13 protein-coding genes are annotated in these 18,055 nt (G+C 45.2%); 2 read left to right on the top strand and 11 right to left on the bottom strand.

The features are described from left to right. Positions 1–219 precede the first annotated feature (219 nt). The 7 genes from LUCIF_RS12370 to LUCIF_RS12400 form a co-directional block, all read right to left on the bottom strand. Complete coding sequence (locus tag LUCIF_RS12370; protein WP_122628199.1) at positions 220–3,081, bottom strand: sigma 54-interacting transcriptional regulator; 2,862 nt, start codon at positions 3,079–3,081, stop codon at positions 220–222. Between the two features lie 175 nt (positions 3,082–3,256). Next, the gene (locus LUCIF_RS12375) at positions 3,257–4,090 is read right to left on the bottom strand and encodes a class II fructose-bisphosphate aldolase (RefSeq protein ID WP_122628200.1); all 834 of its coding nucleotides are present in this window, start codon (positions 4,088–4,090) and stop codon (positions 3,257–3,259) included. A 26-nt stretch (positions 4,091–4,116) separates the two neighbouring features. After that, positions 4,117–5,235, bottom strand: coding sequence for a 2-hydroxyacid dehydrogenase (locus LUCIF_RS12380; protein WP_122628201.1), 1,119 nt, complete (start codon positions 5,233–5,235; stop codon positions 4,117–4,119). Between the two features lie 49 nt (positions 5,236–5,284). Continuing rightward, the gene (locus LUCIF_RS12385) at positions 5,285–5,776 is read right to left on the bottom strand and encodes a PTS sugar transporter subunit IIA (protein WP_122628202.1); all 492 of its coding nucleotides are present in this window, start codon (positions 5,774–5,776) and stop codon (positions 5,285–5,287) included. Positions 5,777–5,806: 30 nt separating this feature from the next. Then, a complete protein-coding gene (locus tag LUCIF_RS12390) occupies positions 5,807–7,081 on the bottom strand; it encodes a PTS transporter subunit IIC (RefSeq protein WP_122628203.1) in 1,275 nt (424 codons plus the stop codon). Between the two features lie 88 nt (positions 7,082–7,169). After that, positions 7,170–7,472, bottom strand: a complete 303-nt coding sequence (locus tag LUCIF_RS12395; RefSeq protein ID WP_122628204.1) for a PTS sugar transporter subunit IIB — start codon at positions 7,470–7,472, stop codon at positions 7,170–7,172. A 400-nt stretch (positions 7,473–7,872) separates the two neighbouring features. Then, positions 7,873–8,454: a hypothetical protein gene (locus tag LUCIF_RS12400; RefSeq protein ID WP_207857579.1), complete on the bottom strand. Its 582-nt coding sequence runs from the start codon at positions 8,452–8,454 to the stop codon at positions 7,873–7,875. 173 nt (positions 8,455–8,627) lie between these two features. Between LUCIF_RS12400 and LUCIF_RS12405 the strand changes: the two genes are divergently transcribed. Further along, positions 8,628–10,631 carry a methyl-accepting chemotaxis protein gene (locus LUCIF_RS12405; protein WP_122628205.1) on the top strand — a complete coding sequence of 668 codons (2,004 nt, stop codon included), beginning with the start codon at positions 8,628–8,630 and terminating at the stop codon, positions 10,629–10,631. A gap of 59 nt (positions 10,632–10,690) precedes the next feature. Here the strand turns inward: LUCIF_RS12405 and LUCIF_RS12410 are convergent, their stop codons facing one another. Genes LUCIF_RS12410 through LUCIF_RS12425 form a run of 4 tightly spaced genes read right to left on the bottom strand, consistent with a single transcriptional unit; the run spans position 10,691 to position 16,106 of the window. Then, positions 10,691–11,935, bottom strand: coding sequence for a Zn-dependent hydrolase (locus LUCIF_RS12410; protein WP_122628206.1), 1,245 nt, complete (start codon positions 11,933–11,935; stop codon positions 10,691–10,693). A 24-nt stretch (positions 11,936–11,959) separates the two neighbouring features. After that, positions 11,960–13,213 (bottom strand): NAD-dependent dihydropyrimidine dehydrogenase subunit PreA, encoded by a 1,254-nt coding sequence (preA, locus tag LUCIF_RS12415; RefSeq protein ID WP_122628207.1) that lies wholly within the window; start codon positions 13,211–13,213, stop codon positions 11,960–11,962. 25 nt (positions 13,214–13,238) lie between these two features. Further along, a complete protein-coding gene (hydA, locus tag LUCIF_RS12420; RefSeq protein ID WP_122628208.1) occupies positions 13,239–14,627 on the bottom strand; it encodes a dihydropyrimidinase in 1,389 nt (462 codons plus the stop codon). Between the two features lie 12 nt (positions 14,628–14,639). Then, positions 14,640–16,106, bottom strand: a complete 1,467-nt coding sequence (locus tag LUCIF_RS12425; RefSeq protein WP_122628209.1) for an NCS1 family nucleobase:cation symporter-1 — start codon at positions 16,104–16,106, stop codon at positions 14,640–14,642. 626 nt (positions 16,107–16,732) lie between these two features. On the opposite strand from LUCIF_RS12425, the gene LUCIF_RS12430 reads away from it, so the two are divergent. Next, positions 16,733–17,893, top strand: a complete 1,161-nt coding sequence (locus LUCIF_RS12430) for a PucR family transcriptional regulator (protein WP_122628210.1) — start codon at positions 16,733–16,735, stop codon at positions 17,891–17,893. Positions 17,894–18,055 lie beyond the last annotated feature (162 nt).

Here is an 18,055-nt window from a genome sequence, read left to right on the forward strand (position 1 = left end):
AAACTATTAACCCACCCTTTTTTGAAATTTTAATCTCCCATAAAATAATATATTTTAATATTTCTTCAATATACAAAAATAACCTTTTAATATATTTATTATTATAGTTTTATTAATAAAAAATGTACCCTAGCATTAAAGCCACGGGCACATTGCCGAAGTAATTTTAAGCGGCTATTCTTGTTTTTTTATTATTGATACTAACTCCGCCTGTTAAATTTATGGGCTACACAACGTTTCGATAAAGGCATGCTGGTCTGCCGCTTTTAGCAGTTGATCCACGCGTGTCTTGTCCTTTAAAATGCGAAACATCTCATTAATGACGTCAACATCGTTGCTTTTAATTGCCGGCAGACAGATTAGAACAACTTTATTCTTCTGGCCATCCCACTCAATGGGCTGCTGTAATTGAACAAAAACGATGGCCGACCGTTCAACGAATACCGGCAGTCCATGCGGGATGGCAATTCCGTTCTTAAAGCAAGTGCTGCTCATTTCCTCCCGTGTAAATAACGACTGCAGGAACTCACTTTTTATATAGCCTTTATTAAAAAGTGCGCTTCCTATTGCTTCCAGTACCTCCTGCTTATTCTTGTACTTAGAATGCAAAAAAATGAAATCTTCATCCAGAATCTTCTTTAAACTGTTTCCCTTCTGCTGCTTAACCAAATAATCAACCAGCATCTTTTTATCCTTACTGAAATCTGTTTCGAACGGTATAAAATTAATGTTATGGATTCTGGGATTAATGGTACCGATAATAGCAAGAATATTGTATTGTTGATTTATAATATTAATTTTTTGTTTCAGTTCCTCATCCATAACGCTTAAAACCATCGTTTTTAAATCCGGGTAGTATTCTGCAAGCAGTTCTTTAATCTTTAATGCAATGCCGCGTCCCGTAAGACAAGTACAAAGAATGACCGGTTTCTTATACGAATGATCAATTGAAATCATAGAACATAAATGCCGGGGATGAATCAGGTCATAATAAACATCATCTAAAATTTCTTCCGAGCGATCATCGGCTATATATACCTTTCTTACAGCTTCCATTACGGAAACTATATCTACCCGGTCAATCGTACGGGTTTTAAGTCCCGTCTGATTATGAACAATTTCCCCGATATTCGCTAAAGAACCCATATCGACAAAAAAGAGAATCCCCGTATCTTTTTCAAAGGTCTTAGCAATTTCCACCACTTTTTTGAAGGTTTTCGCCGGGTTTTCATTAAACGGCATATCTACTGCGATCGGAAAGTTTACGCCCATTAAATGATTAACAATTGCAATCATTTCCGACGCTATTTTTCCATGGCATACCGTAATGATCTCCACCTCATTTTTCTTATTTGTAAATTGCAGCATTTCTTTTATATAAATCGCGATAAATCCAATTTCTCCTTCGGGAAGACGAATATTTTCCTGCTTTTCAACTTGCTCTGCCAGTTGAAGTGCTAATTCAAATTCATTTTTAAAACTTTCTTTAATATGTAAAATGTTAGGGTTTACGATTTCTTGATTCTGTTTAATTCGTTTCAAGGCCTCGTCAAGATGAATGGCAAGATAAACAAGCACTTTTTCATTGATTGACAAGTCCGGATACTGCTGACGGATTACAGCATAAAAAGAATCGGTCATTCGGCTTATTGAATCGCCAACCAAATACTTCAATTCCGTCAACGGCAGTGTCCGGGCTTCCGCACCTGCCCGAATCAAGTCAAAATTATTTAAAATAAAGTTCCAAATAATTTTTTCTATCTCTACAGTAGAAATATTCATTTTTTTCAGTTCCTGATACTTCTTCTCAACCTTTACATAGATATCTTCAAAAATCGGATACTTTTGCTGTGTTTTAGTTGTATTTAGCGGAACAAACAAAGCATCTTGAAAGGCAATGGCACTATTTCGTTCAATATTTTGAAACAATGTATTATATAACAGCTCACTAAAGTCAATGATAATTTCATTTTTTCCGCTATTGATTTTTTCAACATAGGCATTGGCACAGGTAACTTGAATTTCGCTCTTGAGTTGCCCAATATTTCCCGGATACTCTTTTATCGTAAAGGACGATAAGATTTTTCTATTAACCAGGATTCTACATTTGGTACGATTTGCTTCTTCCTGGAAAAAATCATAAATAAGCTGCGCTTTTTCCCGGACCGGCCGTTCTTTTAACGGCGGCAGTTCAATAATCATGGGAATTCTGCGCCTGAATGTCAAAAGAAACGAGGACTCGATGTTTTCTGTTGTAGCTCCGATAAAAAACACTTGTGTCTTTCTGGTCATATTCCCTTCACCTAAACGGCGGAATTGCCCTTTATCTAAAATGGAAAATAGGATTTCCTGACCTTTAGGCGGCAACCGGTGAATTTCATCTAAAAACAAAATGCCCTTGTGTGCTCGCTCGACTAATCCTTCCGTATCCTGATCGGCTCCGGTAAAGGCGCCTTTTTTATGACCGTATAAAATAGAAAGCAATAACTGGGGATTATCCCCGTAGTCTGCGCAATTCAACGCTACAAACGGAGCATTGGCCGCCAAAACTTTTTGATTGACTGCATATTGATACATACACTCCGCAAACATTGACTTTCCGGTTCCGCTATCCCCAATAATTAATGTAGGTAGTCCGAAAGGCGGATATAACATGGCCGCTTTTGCCTGCTGAATATTTTTAGTCAAACTGCCGTCAAATCCCGTTAATTTTGAAAAATCAGTAATCTTTGGTCCTGCCAGCGGCGCTTGCGGGCGGTCGGGTTTCTTATTGATATTTACTGTATTGTTTATAAGATCGGCAATATAGTTTCGCGAAACTTGAAACCCTTCTTCCGAAAGCTTGTCTAACAGCTGTCCGGTGGTAATCTGCGGATTGCTTTGTTTTATTGTCTGAATCGCCAGTTGAATATTTTGTTTCTTCCGCTCACGGGAATTGGGAATATTTAGTTCTTTCCGGATTCCAGTAACAGTCTCGCGATAAATAGACAGACTTTCGGCTATTTTTTCATCATTTAAGGGAGAGTAGATACTTTCATTCTGAATCAACTGCGTAATCTTTTCCCGGTTGTTTTCCAACATCCTTCATCCCTCTTTCGAATTCACACTGGCAAATAAAAGGATCTCTGGAGGCGGCTTTACGCTTATTATACCATTCTACGACAAAAAGTTAATAACAAACCGCCCTGCCGTACCCGGAAAGTGGGGCGTTTCCACCTGCCGGAGAAATCAGCAAGCGGAAACGCTTTCTTGGTCGTTATGCCCGGTGGTTTGAGCCAAATAACTGAATATAGTACTCCAATTTCTCCCGGTAACCCTGCAGCATGGCCGATTCCGCCTGCCGCATACCGGTAATTTCCTCCTGTTTTATCCGCTGCTCCAAAACAGAATAGCCTGCTTTATCCAAATCGGTATATAAATTCAGCTTCGTAATTCCCAATTGAATCGCTTTTTTCAGGTTTTCATCCCCGGTGCCGGAACAGCCGTGAAGAACTAGCGGAACTGGTACAACCTGATTTAGTTGTTTCAATAAATCAAAATGCAGTTCCGGCTTACCGGCATATACTCCATGGGAAGTTCCGACAGCGACAGCCAGACAGTCAATCCCCGTATGCTGAACAAACAACAACGCTTCTGCCGGTTTTGTCAAACCTTCGTTCTTGGTCTCTTCATACTCGCTGCCTTGGCCCACGTGTCCTAACTCCGCTTCTACCGTAACATTGACCGGGTGCGCAAATTTTACGATTTCTTTTACCTCGGCAATATTTTGTTCAAACGGACAAGTGGAACGATCCACCATGATTGATGTAAAACCGGCCCGGACGGCCTTGACCGCATCACTATACTGCTGACCATGATCCAAATGAACTACGACCGGAACCCGTGCGGTTTTTGCTGCCCTGACAGCAATTTTACCAAATTCGAAAATATCGGCCATGGCTGGATATAAGGCCAGAATCAACGGCGATTTATAGTTTTCCGCTGCCGAAATTGCTGCTCTTATACTCCCCTCATTCCATGCATTCGCTGCCGGAATTCCATATTGGTTTTGTTTGGCATCACGTAAAAGAAGTTCCAGATTAACAAGCATTTCAGCATCACATCCCCTCTGTTTGCTTAGCGGCCGCTGCTGCTGTTTTTCCGCTTTTCTATTTCTTTGCTGTTAAAACAAGTTTGTAGACTGGACTCCTGGAAAAAGGGCTGCATCCGCTCAGCCAGCAATTCGGCTGATCCTGCCGAAACATCCACCCGCTGTCCGGCCAGATGAGGGGTTAAAATCACATTATCCAGTTTTAACAGGGGACTCGTCGATGGCAGTGGTTCGGTATAATACACATCCAAAGCCGCACCTGCAATCTGCTTCTGCTGCAACGCTTCAATCAGCGCCGCTTCATCAATGATTTCACCGCGGGCAACGTTGATAAAGTAGGCTGTCGGTTTCATCCTGCCCAATAATTCCCTGCCAATAACTCCTTTATTCTCCGGCAACGGCGGAATATGAACCGAAATGAAATCACTGTTGGCAAACAGTTCCGGCAATGACGACACTTTTGTATACTTGGCCAATAAAGCTTCCTCAACAAAGGGGTCATAAACCATCACCTTCATTCCCAGACCCGCTGCTTTTTCAGCTACCCGTTTGCCAATTTTGCCGAATCCGACAAGCCCGAATTTTTTATTTTTAAAGGTTACGCCTCGAAATGTGACAAACTCATCCCATATCGGATTTTCCCGGTTGATATCCCGGTCCCACCGTCCGGCTTTGACGTATTGATCGGCTTTAATAATATTTCTGCCCAACAGCAGTGTAAATGCGATAGTCAGATCCGATACCGGTTCCACGGAGCGACCCGGAGCATTGAAAAAATAGATCCCTTTTTCCGTGGCTGCCTGGATATTTACACTGACGGCATCAGACCGGCAGCAGCCAATGGCGATCAGTTTTTTCCCCGCCTCGATTACCTGTTTGGTTACCGGCGCCGTATGGACAACCAGAAGGTTAACATCGTCTATACGTTCAATCAGTGCTTGCGGGTGACCGCAATATTCCGTGATGCTGTCATCACCGATATCTTCCTTGCGGTCCCGGCTCATCGGCTTATCCATAATTACATCGAAGCAATCCATTTCATATTGATATCCCTGTAAGGTCTGTTCCACTGCCTTTACCAAATCATTTGTTTTTACCCATTCGTCCCCAACTACCAGTACTTTTATTTTTTGGCTTTTATTCATTTTATTGCTCCTTTCCCCTTTATCATTTTATACCTGTCCGGTATCACCGCTAAGGCTGGTTTCCATCACCCGGAAGGCACAGGATTTCTGAATGGAAAATTCGGTATGCCTCTTCCCGGGAAGTTACTTTATAAAGCGTCATTAACTTGTCTTCCTGCTTGCAAAAGTTAACAATATTTTTCAAATAATTCAAATGTCTGTTTTCTCCTTGCAAAGCCAGCAAAAATATAATTCCCACGGCAATCACAGACTTTGAATTTCCCATCTCGGCAAAGGGAATCAGCTTTTTGGCAATTCCCATTATAACAGCCGGCCGAATCACATTTTCGGCCTTGGAATGGGGCACCGCAATCCCGACTGGTTTTGTCGGCAGTCCGGTCGGACATGAATCTTCCCGTTCCAACGTTGCCTTCAGGTATTCCTGGTTGACATACCCTTTTTGCATCAGATACCCCGACAAATACTGTATAACCTCTTCTTTCGTACTTGCATTTTCCAGAATCACGGCATCATAATATACATTTTCTAGTATTTGACTCATCGTCAATCTCCCCTATAGCAAGTTTTCCAACTAGAACCCAAAAATCCACGAAAATACCTTATACACCAATACCAACCCCGGCGTGCCTGCAGCATCCCAATTGGATATCAAGCCTTTGGAAGCGTCATAGCCCATGGTTTGCGCCAAATGGGTCATTGAATCCGCCATAAACGTAGCTCCCCAGCAAAACAGGCAAACAATCAGGGATAAAATAATAAGGTTATGCAGGATATTCCCTTCGGTAATTGCGTTTACAGCCGCACTTTCCCATAAAATAATAATTAAGCTTACCGAAGCAATCATTTGGCATCCAGGCAAAATGAGTGAAATGAGCAAGGCAATGGGATACATAATCAACGCCGTGGGAATCACTGCGGAGTGGCCAATAACCGTGGAACAGTCCAATGCAATCCGGACATCGTCGCGGTTAAGTTTACTCACAAGGATACTGCGCGCCGATTTTATGATGGGAAACCATCCCTCGACCAATATGGCTGCCATTCGCGGCAGCAACAAGAATGCAGCTGCCATTTTTACACCTAACAGCAGGGACGGCATGATGCCGATTTGACTAAATGCTCCGATAATAATTCCCAGAACCGCTCCCATAACGGTCGTTTCCCCTAACACGCCGAATTTTTCCTCAATTGTTTCGGCATTAAACTGAATATTTTTGATCACAGGAATTCTCCTCAGACACCACTCAATAGGAATCGCAATACAGGCCTGGAAAGAAAAATGGGTTCCATGCGGCCAGGACCCTCCCGGCGGGAAATTATTGATTTTTTCAATATAAGGTGCGGCAATATCGGCTGCCTTTACGTCTATAATTAGGAAAACAACAACAGCCAGTGTCGCCAGCCAGAAACTGCCGCTCGCAACTCCCACGAGCCCCGCCAGCAGCATTGCTCTCCAGGTATTAAAAACATCTACGTATAACGTTTGGGTAAACCGGACGGTCACCAAAATAACATCGACAATGAGAAAGACTAATACGCCAAAATAACCGTAGGTATTGCCAAACGCATAACCCACCGAGCCCCAGCCAATATCAATAATGCTTTTATTAAACCCGTAAAGAGCGACCATGCTTGTAATTGGTTTAATCATAGCTTCCTGAATTAAATTGACAACTAAAAATAATCCGGTAAGTCCAATAGATACCTTTAATGCCCCGGCAATCGCCTTCTTAAGCGGCACCCTGACGAGTAATGAGACAATTAAAATAATCCCTACAATGGTTACTGTGGAATCGAACTTGAAAAAGGCCGAAAGGATATTTGTAATCGTAACAACCAGATCCACTTATATCCGCCTCCCATAATTGATTTTTTAATTGTGAGCGTTGCCATTTGGATGCTGCAGACAAATATTCTTTTGTTGCTAGGAAAACCTATCGCTGCAATTTTCGGACCTCCATAACAATTTCATCCAGCGCCTTTTTAGCAGCTTTGTCATCCAGCATAATTCCTAATGCCCTGATCATTGGCACCGGATAATTTGCCTTCATTTCAACCGTTGTCACCATCATATCGGCATTAGCGATCGCCTCTTCCACATCATTTACCCTGCACAATGTGACTTTTACATTTTTTATTCCCTCCTGCTTCATTCGTTCCCCAATTTCTTCCCGCAGATAATTTGACGTACAAATTCCGGCTCCACAGCAGCAAAGTATTGAGATTTTGTCTTTCATAGGCTCCCCCTTCTTTCTAAATGGTTTTGCTTTTCAGCTATATTTCTATGCAACTCTTATGCCAATTACAAAAAAGAACAAAACACCCTTATTCTTTCTACATAATCAAACTCCATTCTTACTTTTGTAATTACAAAAACATGCAAGCTGCCGCTATTCCTTTTGTAAATCTTTACGAAATCGTATTCAATGCAAACCGATTATCATCCCAGTGTCTCTTAAAAACATAAAACGACCAACCGGTACTTGCGGCTGATCGTTTGTATATATAGTATCTTAATTTTTAGGACTTAAGGCAATAAACCAAAAAAATTATACTCATGGCCAGGTCCCTATGACTTGCCCTGAGCCCTGCACCATGAGCCGAAAGACCGCCCTAAGCTGCCCTACGCGGTCCTTCTTATTCCTCATCCTGCGGACTGCGTTCTTTTTCAGCCGGTAGAGGCTTCGCCGCCACCGGCTGTAAACCGGCTATCGACTTTTGGGGTTCGGCCGGAACCAATCCCTCGTCCTGCCACATCTGATAGAGATAGACTAACAATAAATGTACAACGGTAGTTGCAAATGCACCAATTCCCGCCAGAGCATTATTGTGATCAACGTATACGAAAATGCCCCGGATATGAAGCAGAGGCTGCACCAACCAAATAAGCACCAGGCTTCCCGCCAACTGAACCGCTGTATACAGCCAAAAGCGCCCATAAGTATATTTAAGAATCCACATTGCCCCTACCGGCAGCGCACCATAAACAAAACTTATCATTTCGCTTAACGGATACACGTTCTCATGGGTTTCCCATATATGCCAGGTAACGCCTACGTCAACGATTATCGTATTGGTTGCTATCACGAATAAAGCGGCAGGCATCCAGTGTTTAATTTCCTGCCGTTTCATAAAGAACAAAGTCAGCCAGGGCACCACTAACATTGACCACAATATCGCCTGATTACTCGTGACACATCCGCCTCCTAGAAACTTCATTTAACATTAATATTTCCCGTATATCACAATTCATTCCGTTCATAAGCTTTGGGATTTCATCTGCTATTTTTTCTTGTAATATACAGGAAAGGAAAGGTAATCCAGTTACGATGTCGAAATTTAGAATAAACAATAGAAATTTGTATATATAAGTTGAGAAATGGAGGAGTACAATGGACAGAAACAGCATTCAGTTCCGTGTAATATTAGGAATTACGGTTAGTCTGGCAGCTATAGCGCTTCTAATAGCAGGATTTGCTATTTATACAATCCGGACCAACTTAGCGGCCAGCGCCCGCAGTACTGTGGAAGAGCGTTATCAAGGAATGATACATTTATTCGACATTTATAAAGCAAATGCCTTAGGACATGCCCAGTCCTTGGCGAGACATCCCGGGATCATTGCTGCTGCCAAGAGGCATGACACCCAGGCTTTATTTGCTATAACGACGCCTTTGATGAAAGAAAGCAAGCTCGATTATATGGTAATTACCGACCCCAAGGGATTTGTTATTATCCGGACTCACGAGCCGGGTAAAATTCCCGCGGCAAATGATAACATCGCCAAGCAAATAAATGTGTCTCAGGCCATGAAGGGTAAGGCATTTGTTGCTATTGAGGAGGGCAAAGTGGTGAAGCTCTCGGTACGGGCGGGAGCTCCTCTTTATGATGAAACCGGGACACTGGTCGGTGTTCTTTCTACCGGCTATGTCATTAGCCAAAATGAAATTGTCGATAGTGCAAAAAAAATGTTTAATGCCGAGTTTAGCTTATTTTTGCAAAATGAGGAGGTAGCGACTACTCTTAGGGACGCAGCAGGCAAGAGAATGACGGAAACGGCGCTGAACGACCCTGCCATTATCCAGACCGTGCTTACTTCAGGACAAACTTACCATGGCATTAACCGGGTCGGCGGCACAGATTATACGGCTGTCTACGGTCCCTTGACGGGAGCAAACGGAAAAGTAATCGGCATGATCTTTGCGGGAATTCCCACTACCTTCATTGAAAGAGTCATTAATTCTCTTACCTTCCGTATTGCAGCGGCGGCTGCGGTTGCTCTTGTCATTGTAATTTTAGCTGCCGTCTTTTTTATTCGGCGTCTTCTAAAACCACTTCAGGTAATATTGGAAAAGGTTCAGGAAGTGGCAGCCGGGAACCTCAGAATCTCGCTGCTGGATGTTCACGGCCGGGATGAAATTGCCCGGTTAGGTGCCGCTGTAAATACGATGATAAATAACTTGCGTAATCTGATCCGCGGCGCATCGCAATCAGCCGAGCAGGTAGCGGCATCTTCACAGCAATTGACTGCCAGTGCTAATCAGGCCGCGAATGCCGCCAATCAGGTTGCCGGGTCGATTACAGAAATTGCGTCGGGGACGGAAAAACAGTCAGGCTCAGCCACTCAGGTCAGCGCGGTGGCGGAACAAATATCGGGGAGTACGGAACAGATCTCCTCTACGGCAGACAAGGTGGCGGAAATTGCGAAAAATACATCCCGGGAAGCGAAGCATGGCCGGCAAGCAATAGAGCAGGCCGTTGACCAGATGCAAGCGATCGAGACAGGGTCCGCATCCGTTAATGCGGCCATCGCGGATTTGGCTAAAGGCTCGCAGGAAATTGGTGAAATCGTAAATCTTATCTCGACAATTGCCGGCCAGACCAATTTACTGGCGTTGAATGCCGCAATTGAGGCCGCCAGGGCCGGCGAGCATGGACGTGGCTTCGCCGTAGTAGCGGAAGAAGTTAGAAAATTGGCTGAAGAATCGAATCAGGCCGCGCAGCAGATTACCGCATTAATCGAACAAAACCAGACGAATATGGATCAGGCTGTCGCTGCCACGCAAACGGGAATGACGGGAGTCCAGGCCGGAATGACAATTGTTAATTCGGCCGGTGAGACTTTCAAAAAGATTGCCGACTCGGTTGTACAACTTTCCGGACAAATTGAAGAAATAACCCAATCCATTCATCAAATTGCAGACGACGGTAAAGCACTGGCTGTGTCCATTAGCGAAGTCGACAAAGTGAGCAAAGAGAGCGCCGCCGAAGCTCAGACCGTATCGGCGGCAACAGAGGAACAGTCCGCGTCTATGCAGGAAATTGCCGCCTCCAGTCAAAGCCTGGCCCGGTTGGCCGGAGAATTACAACAGGCTGTCGCCAAATTTCAGGTATAGTATTCAAATAACAAAGCACGTGCCTTCTAGAAAAGCGCGTGCTTTTGTTTTCACATTTATTAAAGATTAGACTGTACCGCCTTGCCGGCAAGACGGAGGAAAGCGCTGGCGGCGGTCTCCAAATCGGCATCGGGTGTATCTTCCTGCTTGCAATGGGATAAGCCTTTAGACGACATGGCAAACATCATAACCGAAGGTACAATTTTTGCCATTTCCGCCGCATCATGGAGCGGCCCGGAATACATAGCCGTATCTTCCCCGGTTTCTTCCTTGACCGCTTCTTTACAAAGCCTGGTCAGACAGGGATCAAAAATCGTCGGTTCAATGCGCCAGATTTTTTCCCAGCTTACCGTCACATGATGTTCCTGCACGGCTCTTTCTACTACTTCCTGCGCCTCTTCGAACATGGCCTTTAATTTGTCCGGGTCGATGGAGCGCTGATCCAGCGAAATCGTGCAAGTTTCCGGCACAATGGTAACAACATCCGGCGTTACACTTGCTTTGCCAACCGTACAAACGCCCTCGTATTTTAAAGCGATTTTTCTAAAGTCCAAGGCTGCCTGCGCTGCCGCGAGAAAAGCATCCTGCCGCATAAGGGTGGGGAAAGACCCGGCATGGGCCGCTTGCCCCCTGAATTTGATATAGTGACGTTCACAGCCGGTGATTCCATAAACACAGGCTACTGATTTTTTCATCTCTTCCAGCACCGGCCCCTGTTCAATATGGAGTTCGAGATAGCCGACAATCTTCTTGGTTAAAAAATCAGTATGCGCCTCTAGAATGTGACCCAGGTCCACATCGTAGGTTTTCAGGGCGTCAACAAGCGGAATCCCTTTATTGTCCTTAAGGTGGATAATGTCCGCTATATCCAGCGTGCCGGATACAGCCGAGGACCCAATGAGACTGCGTCCAAAACGGCCGCCTTCTTCATCGGCCCAATTTACAAGATAAAGCGTCTTATGGGGTTTTGTCCCCTGTTTCCCATACCGGTGCATCACTTCCATACCGGCGGCGACGCCCAGGGCTCCGTCAAGCCAGCCGCCATTGGGCACGCAGTCAAGATGACTGCCGATCAGAATGGCCTCTGCCGATACACCGGCAATTTTTGCCCAGCTATTTCCCGCTTTGTCAACGGTAACTTCAGCCCCCTCAGCTTTCATCTTATCGGCAAACCAGTCTCTGGCCTTTTGCCAGGTCGGCGTCCAGGCAACCCGCTGGGCCCCATTTTTATCCGAAGTCATTGCCGCCAGTTCCCGTAAGTTGGCCACAATCCGTTTTGCACCGGCTTTTAAATCATATTCCATCCTTTTCTCCCCCTCTGCCTAACATTACACGATATTGCGAAGCTCCTGGCCTTGCCTATAATAGGGAGCCTTCATTTTAATGACCTGTTTGGGGCAAACCAGACTGCACAGCGAACAGCCGTCACATTTAGACTCATCAATCTGTATTTGGCGGCCCCTTGCCTGGATTGCTCCATAAGCCGATTCATTGCAGGCCACCAGGCACTTCCGGCAGAACGTACATTCCGCCGGATTGGCCAAAAATGCCTTGGCGGCATACTCACGGCTCAAATTTGTATGGGACGTCATTTTTTTGGCGGCTATTCCACAGATATCTGCCAGCTTTTTGATCTCTTTTTCTTGCATATAGCTTTTCAATCCGGCCAACATAGGCTGGATGATCTGGAACCCTTCCAGCATGGCCGCCGTGCAAATTTGAACGGCACTGGCCCCCACGGCAATATACTCGATTGCATCCTGCCATGTTCCGACACCGCCAATGCCGTAAACGGGAAGCTCAACCGCATTGGCAATTTGCGCTACGCAGCGAAGTCCAACCGGTTTTACGGCATAGCCTGAATAGCCGCCATAGGTAGAATAGCCGTTCACCGCAGGCAGGGGCGACAAGGTATCCAGATCCACTCCCATTAAACATTGGACTGTATTGATTGCCGCAATCGCATCGGCGCCGGCGGCGGCTACCTGCCTGGCAATGGCGGCGATATCCGTCACATTGGGTGTTAGTTTCACAATGACCGGTAAATTCACGGCTTCTTTTACCCATTTGGTAATCATGGCGGCAATTTCAGCACTTTGCCCGATGGCAGACCCTATGCCTTTTTCCGGCATTCCATGAGGGCAGGAAAAATTCAGCTCCAGCGCATCGGCGCCGGCCCGTTCCATTTTAAACGCCAGGTTTTTCCACGATTTTAGAGATACATCCGCCATGATACTGGCAATCAGAACTTTGGCCGGATATTCCTTTTTTATGGCGCGGATCTCTTCTACCCAATAATCGCAATTTTTTTTACTAACCAGTTCAAAATTTTCAAAACCAATATTCTGCCCCTGTTTATCTTTTAATACGCCAAATCGCGGACTTACATCGCTGATTTCCATCTCATCCGGTTTGATTGTTTTTATTACCGCTCCGCCCCAGCCCATCTGAAACGCCTTGCGGATAAAATTGCCATCCGAGGTCGGCGGCGCCGAAGCCAAAATAAACGGATTTTCCAGATGAAGCCCGCCGATCGTCACACTGACATCGGCTTCATTCCGGTTTATCGAATCCGTATCCATAAAACACCCTCCTTGTTTCCTTCGTCTAAATAAGCACCGGTGCTGAGCGCTTAATAAAATTGCCCGTCCCCGCCTTGCCGGTAAAGGTTCCGTTTTCCGCAACAATTTTGCCGCCGGCAATGGTCATAACCGGATAGCCCTGAATGTTAAATCCCTCATAGGGGGTATAGTCCACATGTTCATGCAGAATAGACTTGATAATGGTCAAAGACCGCGCCGGATCAAACAGGACCAGGTCCGCATCGCTGCCGACGGCGATGGTTCCTTTGCGCGGATACATGCCAAATATCTTGGCCGGATTGGTGGCGGTAATTTCCACCATTTTTTGCAGGGAAATTTTCTTCCCGCTTACCCCAATCCCGAATAACAGCATCATTCTGGTTTCTACCCCGGGTGCTCCGTTGGGGATTTGGCCAAAAAAGCCGCGCCCCATTTCTTTTTGCCCCTGGAAGAAAAAAGGACAATGATCGGTAGCCACAGCCTGCAAGTCGCCGTTCTTTAGTCCCTTCCACAATGGTTCCAGACTTTCTTTATGGCGGAGCGGCGGCGACATGACATATTTAGCGCCGGCAAAATCCGGCTCCCGGTACTTATCTTCATCCAGCAATAAATACTGGGGACAGGTTTCCGCCATAACCGGCAGCCCGAGCGCCCGCGCCCGCTTAAGCTCTTCCAGCGATTCCCGGCAGCTTAAATGCACAATGTAAAGCGGCGCTCCGGCCAGTTTCGCCATCGTAATGGCCCGGTTTACCGCTTCCGCTTCCGCCAGATTCGGCCGGCTTAGAGCATGATAAATGGGCTCGTTTTTGTTTTCTGCTTTAAATTGCTTAACCAGATAGTCAATAATATAGTAATTTTCCGCATGAACACAGACTAAACCACCCTGCTCTTTGGCAATTTTCAAGGCTTTCAGCAAGGTATCGTCCGTAACCCGGAACCCGTCGTAAGTCATAAACAGTTTAAAGGATGAATAGCCTGACTGGATGGCTTGCGGCATTTCCTTCATAATTGCATCGTTCATATCGGTTATGGCAATGTGAAAAGCATAATCGATGGCTGCTTTCCCGGCGGCCTTCTCCTGCCATTGGGCCGCTGTTTCCGCCAATGTGGCCCCTTGCGGCTGAATGGCAAAATCCACAATTGTCGTCGTCCCGCCGCAGGCCGCGGCAATGGTTCCCGTCTCAAAGTTATCGCTGGCGACCGTCCCGCCGAAGGGCATATCCAGATGGGTATGGACATCAATGCCACCCGGCAGCACGTATTTGCCTTTGGCATTCACAATTTTTTTCGCCGTACAATCTAAATGACTGCCAATCAGGCGGATTTTACCGTCCGAAATTGCCAGATCGGCGGTATAAATATCGCTGGCGGTAACAATTTGCCCCTCTTTTAAAATAAGATCCAATTCTTCCATCCGACTCTCCCCTTACTCTTCCAGTACTGCTACATCTTCCTGCGCCGACGCAATTTTCATCAGAATAATATAGGTGATAAAGGATGCGCCGAAGCCGACAAACCAGGCATAGTTAAATAACCAGGCCAGGGAGGGAACAATTTTTCCAATCAGGGCAATGCCGACTCCCACCGCCAATGCGATCACCGCCATGACGTTAACTCCCCGGCTGTAGGTGTAATCACCCTGTTCTTTATAAAGGTCCTCCAAGTTTAATTCGGTTTTCCGGAGGACAAAATAATCGGCAATCATAATTGCGGCAATAGGGCCAAGAAAACCGGAATATACGTTGAGCCAGTTAAAAATATACACACTGGGATCCGACAAAAGTTTCCACGGCATCATCAGGACCGCAAAAACCCCCGTCATTAAAACACCGGTTTTAAAGGAAATGCGTTTGGGAGCAATATTCGAAAAGTCATTGGCCGGCGAAACAAGATTTGCGGCAATATTCACCGATAAGGTCGCTACGATAATGCCAAATAAGGAAAAAGCCAGGACAAGGGGATTGGAAAACTTCAACAATAAATCCACCGGATCCCAGATGGCCTTGCCGAATACTACAACCGTCGCCGACGAGATCACGACTCCCATGACCGAAAAGATTGTCATTGTAGGCGGCAGTCCAATGGCCTGGCCGATCATCTGCTCTTTCTGCCCTTTGCTAAAACGGGTAAAATCAGGAATATTCAAAGACAGGGTCGCCCAAAAACCGATCATCCCCGTCAAAGAGGGTACGAATACGGGAAAAAATTTAGCCAATGTATCCAGTTTGCCCTTTTCAGCCAAAATCGGCCCTAACCCATGCGCTTCATTCACAATCCAAATTAACAACATAAAGGTCATGACCAAAACCAGGGGCGCCGCCCAGTTTTCGAACTTACGAATACAGTTCATGCCTTTATAAGCCAGTAAAATATTCAATGCCAGAAAACCAATGAAGGTAATCATGGCCGGTAAACTGAGTCCGGCAATGATTATATCGCCGCCAAAGTTTTTCCAGGCCGGAAACAGGGCAATCAGAAAATTGTTTACGGCGGTCCCGCCGATAAAAGCATTGATGCCAAACCAGCCGCAGGCGACTCCCGCCCTAAGGAGCGCCGGAATGTTAGCGCCCAAGGTGCCAAAGGAGGCTCTGGCAAACGCCGGAAACGGGATGCCGTATTTTGTCCCCGGATGGGCGTTTAAAAGCATCGGTATCAATACGATTAAATTTCCTAAGGTAATGGTAAAAATAGCCTGTTTCCAATTCATGCCCAGGGCAATCAAACCGCTGGAAAGCATGTATGTTGGAATGCAGTGTGCCATGCTGACCCATAGGGCGGCAAAATTATAAGAACCCCAATTTCTTTCCTGTAACGACGTAGGCGCCAGGTCCGGATTATAAAGGCTGCTATGCGAAACGTCCGTCTTTAGTTCGACCATTTTTTCAGTCGCCATACTACTTTCCCCCTTTGAATTTTAATTTACAAGAAAAAAAATAACCCTTCATATCAAGCGATAGTAAGCGTCATTGCTTTTAAGGCCACTTTTCGCAGTCCTTTGACATTCAATATTCCCCGCCTTTTTGGCTATAGACCGGGAGAAATACTGCCGCCATAAATTCAGGGTGCGAAATATTGGCTTTGTCCGATATGAAGCTGTTCTTCAAAACACAAAGAACCCAAGACGAATCGTCTTGAGCCCCGTTGCTCCGCTTGTATCTTGAATTGATTCTCAGTATAGCATTGCCCCGTTCCGGCGTCTATGTTCTGCAGCACAAAAAACTCTGTGCTTTATAGTCCAGCCGGCTGAATTTACATTTTTCGATTTTGTAAATTCATGTTATACTATCAAGAAAGACCTAATGGGTCTTTAAGTGGAAGGAAAGTATTTTACTTTTCGGCTTTCTTAGGAAGCATGTGTTATTTAAAAACAACCCGAAAAGTTATACTTTCCGATCCCATAAAAAAAGTAAAGTCAAATCGCACCATTCACTCAAAGTCGGGAGTGAACAGGAATACTCTTGGTATTTCTGCGGGCGATTTGGCTTTTTTTGTTAATCAACCAAGACAAGGAGGGTGCATATGGCTATCAGCTTAGGTTATATCCATAGCAAAGCGGAACGGATCTATTCCATGCGGCTGATTGCGGGAGAGGGAGGTCTGAATCATAGCGTCCAATGGGTTCATATGCTCGAAGATGAAGCAGCCGCTACCTTCCTGCGAGGCAATGAGCTCGTTTTTACAACCGGCATTGGCCATAGCGGGGAAGACTGGCTCCTTCCTTTCGCTAAAGGATTGGTCGAACACAACGCGGCCGGTCTTGTCATTAACATCGGGCCCCATATAGCCCAGGCACCGCCAAAACTCATTCAATTTTGCCAGGAAAACGATTTTCCTTTATTTACAATTCCCTGGGAGATCCGGCTGGTTGATGTCACGCGTTATTTCTGCCGGTTTATCATCCACCGGGAACAAAAAGACCTCAATATTTCGGCCGCCTTTAAAAATGCCATTTTCTTTCCCGACAAAAGTTCCCATTATCAGGTCCAGTTGGAATCGAACGGATTTAATCCGCATTGGCATTATTGTGCGGCGGTCCTTTCCGTCCAAACCGATAATGACGAGATTAAAGAAAAACTCTTAATACAAATTCATGCAGCCAGTGAAATCATTTTGCACCATTTGGCGGAGCATTTTTGTACTTTTATCGAAAACAAGCAATTAATCATCATTTTTGCCGCGGTGAAAGAAGATACTCTCGAAAACTGTTTGCAGCAAATCCTGCATCACTACGAACAAAAAAAACAGCCCTATCAATGCCACATCGGCATTGGGCAAAATAAGAGCGGTCTTTTGCTGCTAAGCAAAAGTTATAAGCAGGCCATTTCCGTATTGCGCCTTGCTCAGAAAAACAAGAATACCAAAACGTATTACAATGATATCGGAATCTACAAAATTTTGCTTTCGAGCGGTGACATCAACGTACTCTATGAGATTTATAACGACACTTTAGGCGTTCTGGTGGACTATGACGCCGCCAATAAAACTGATTATGTCAACACCTTAAAATGCTATCTGGAAAATGACGCCAGCGTACAGACCGTTGCGCAAAAAACATTTGTCCATCGCAATACGATCAACTACAAACTAAAAAAAATCAGGGAGATCATGCGCTGCCCCATCAACAGCGTGGAAGACCGGCTGCGTATCCTGCTTGCTTATAAAATTAAAGATATATTGTAGGCCCGGCCGCTCAACTGTGTTTTAGCACAAAATACTTTGTGTTTGAATTGATTGTATTTCATTTTTGAGGATGCTATAATCAACGCAACAAAGATACATACGGTCGATGCAAAGCAATGGAGCTTTAACGGTTTTCATTGTTTTTTTGTGGGATCAGAAAGT

The organism is Allolucifera butyrica (genome assembly GCF_900476375.1).
In the GTDB taxonomy this organism is placed as follows: domain Bacteria; phylum Bacillota; class Negativicutes; order Sporomusales; family UPPP01; genus Lucifera; species Lucifera butyrica.

Excerpts from the sequence above, each read along its gene's own strand:
- LUCIF_RS12375 (WP_122628200.1), bottom strand. The coding sequence starts at position 4,090 with ATGCTTGTTAATCTGGAACTTCTTTTACGTGATGCCAAACAAAACCAA.
- LUCIF_RS12425 (WP_122628209.1), bottom strand. The coding sequence starts at position 16,106 with ATGGCGACTGAAAAAATGGTCGAACTAAAGACGGACGTTTCGCATAGC.
- LUCIF_RS12410 (WP_122628206.1), bottom strand. The coding sequence starts at position 11,935 with ATGGAATATGATTTAAAAGCCGGTGCAAAACGGATTGTGGCCAACTTA.
- preA (WP_122628207.1), bottom strand. The coding sequence starts at position 13,213 with ATGGATACGGATTCGATAAACCGGAATGAAGCCGATGTCAGTGTGACG.
- LUCIF_RS12385 (WP_122628202.1), bottom strand. The coding sequence starts at position 5,776 with ATGAGTCAAATACTAGAAAATGTATATTATGATGCCGTGATTCTGGAA.
- LUCIF_RS12395 (WP_122628204.1), bottom strand. The coding sequence starts at position 7,472 with ATGAAAGACAAAATCTCAATACTTTGCTGCTGTGGAGCCGGAATTTGT.
- LUCIF_RS12430 (WP_122628210.1), top strand. The coding sequence starts at position 16,733 with ATGGCTATCAGCTTAGGTTATATCCATAGCAAAGCGGAACGGATCTAT.
- LUCIF_RS12380 (WP_122628201.1), bottom strand. The coding sequence starts at position 5,235 with ATGAATAAAAGCCAAAAAATAAAAGTACTGGTAGTTGGGGACGAATGG.
- LUCIF_RS12400 (WP_207857579.1), bottom strand. The coding sequence starts at position 8,454 with ATGAAGTTTCTAGGAGGCGGATGTGTCACGAGTAATCAGGCGATATTG.
- LUCIF_RS12370 (WP_122628199.1), bottom strand. The coding sequence starts at position 3,081 with ATGTTGGAAAACAACCGGGAAAAGATTACGCAGTTGATTCAGAATGAA.
- hydA (WP_122628208.1), bottom strand. The coding sequence starts at position 14,627 with ATGGAAGAATTGGATCTTATTTTAAAAGAGGGGCAAATTGTTACCGCC.
- LUCIF_RS12405 (WP_122628205.1), top strand. The coding sequence starts at position 8,628 with ATGGACAGAAACAGCATTCAGTTCCGTGTAATATTAGGAATTACGGTT.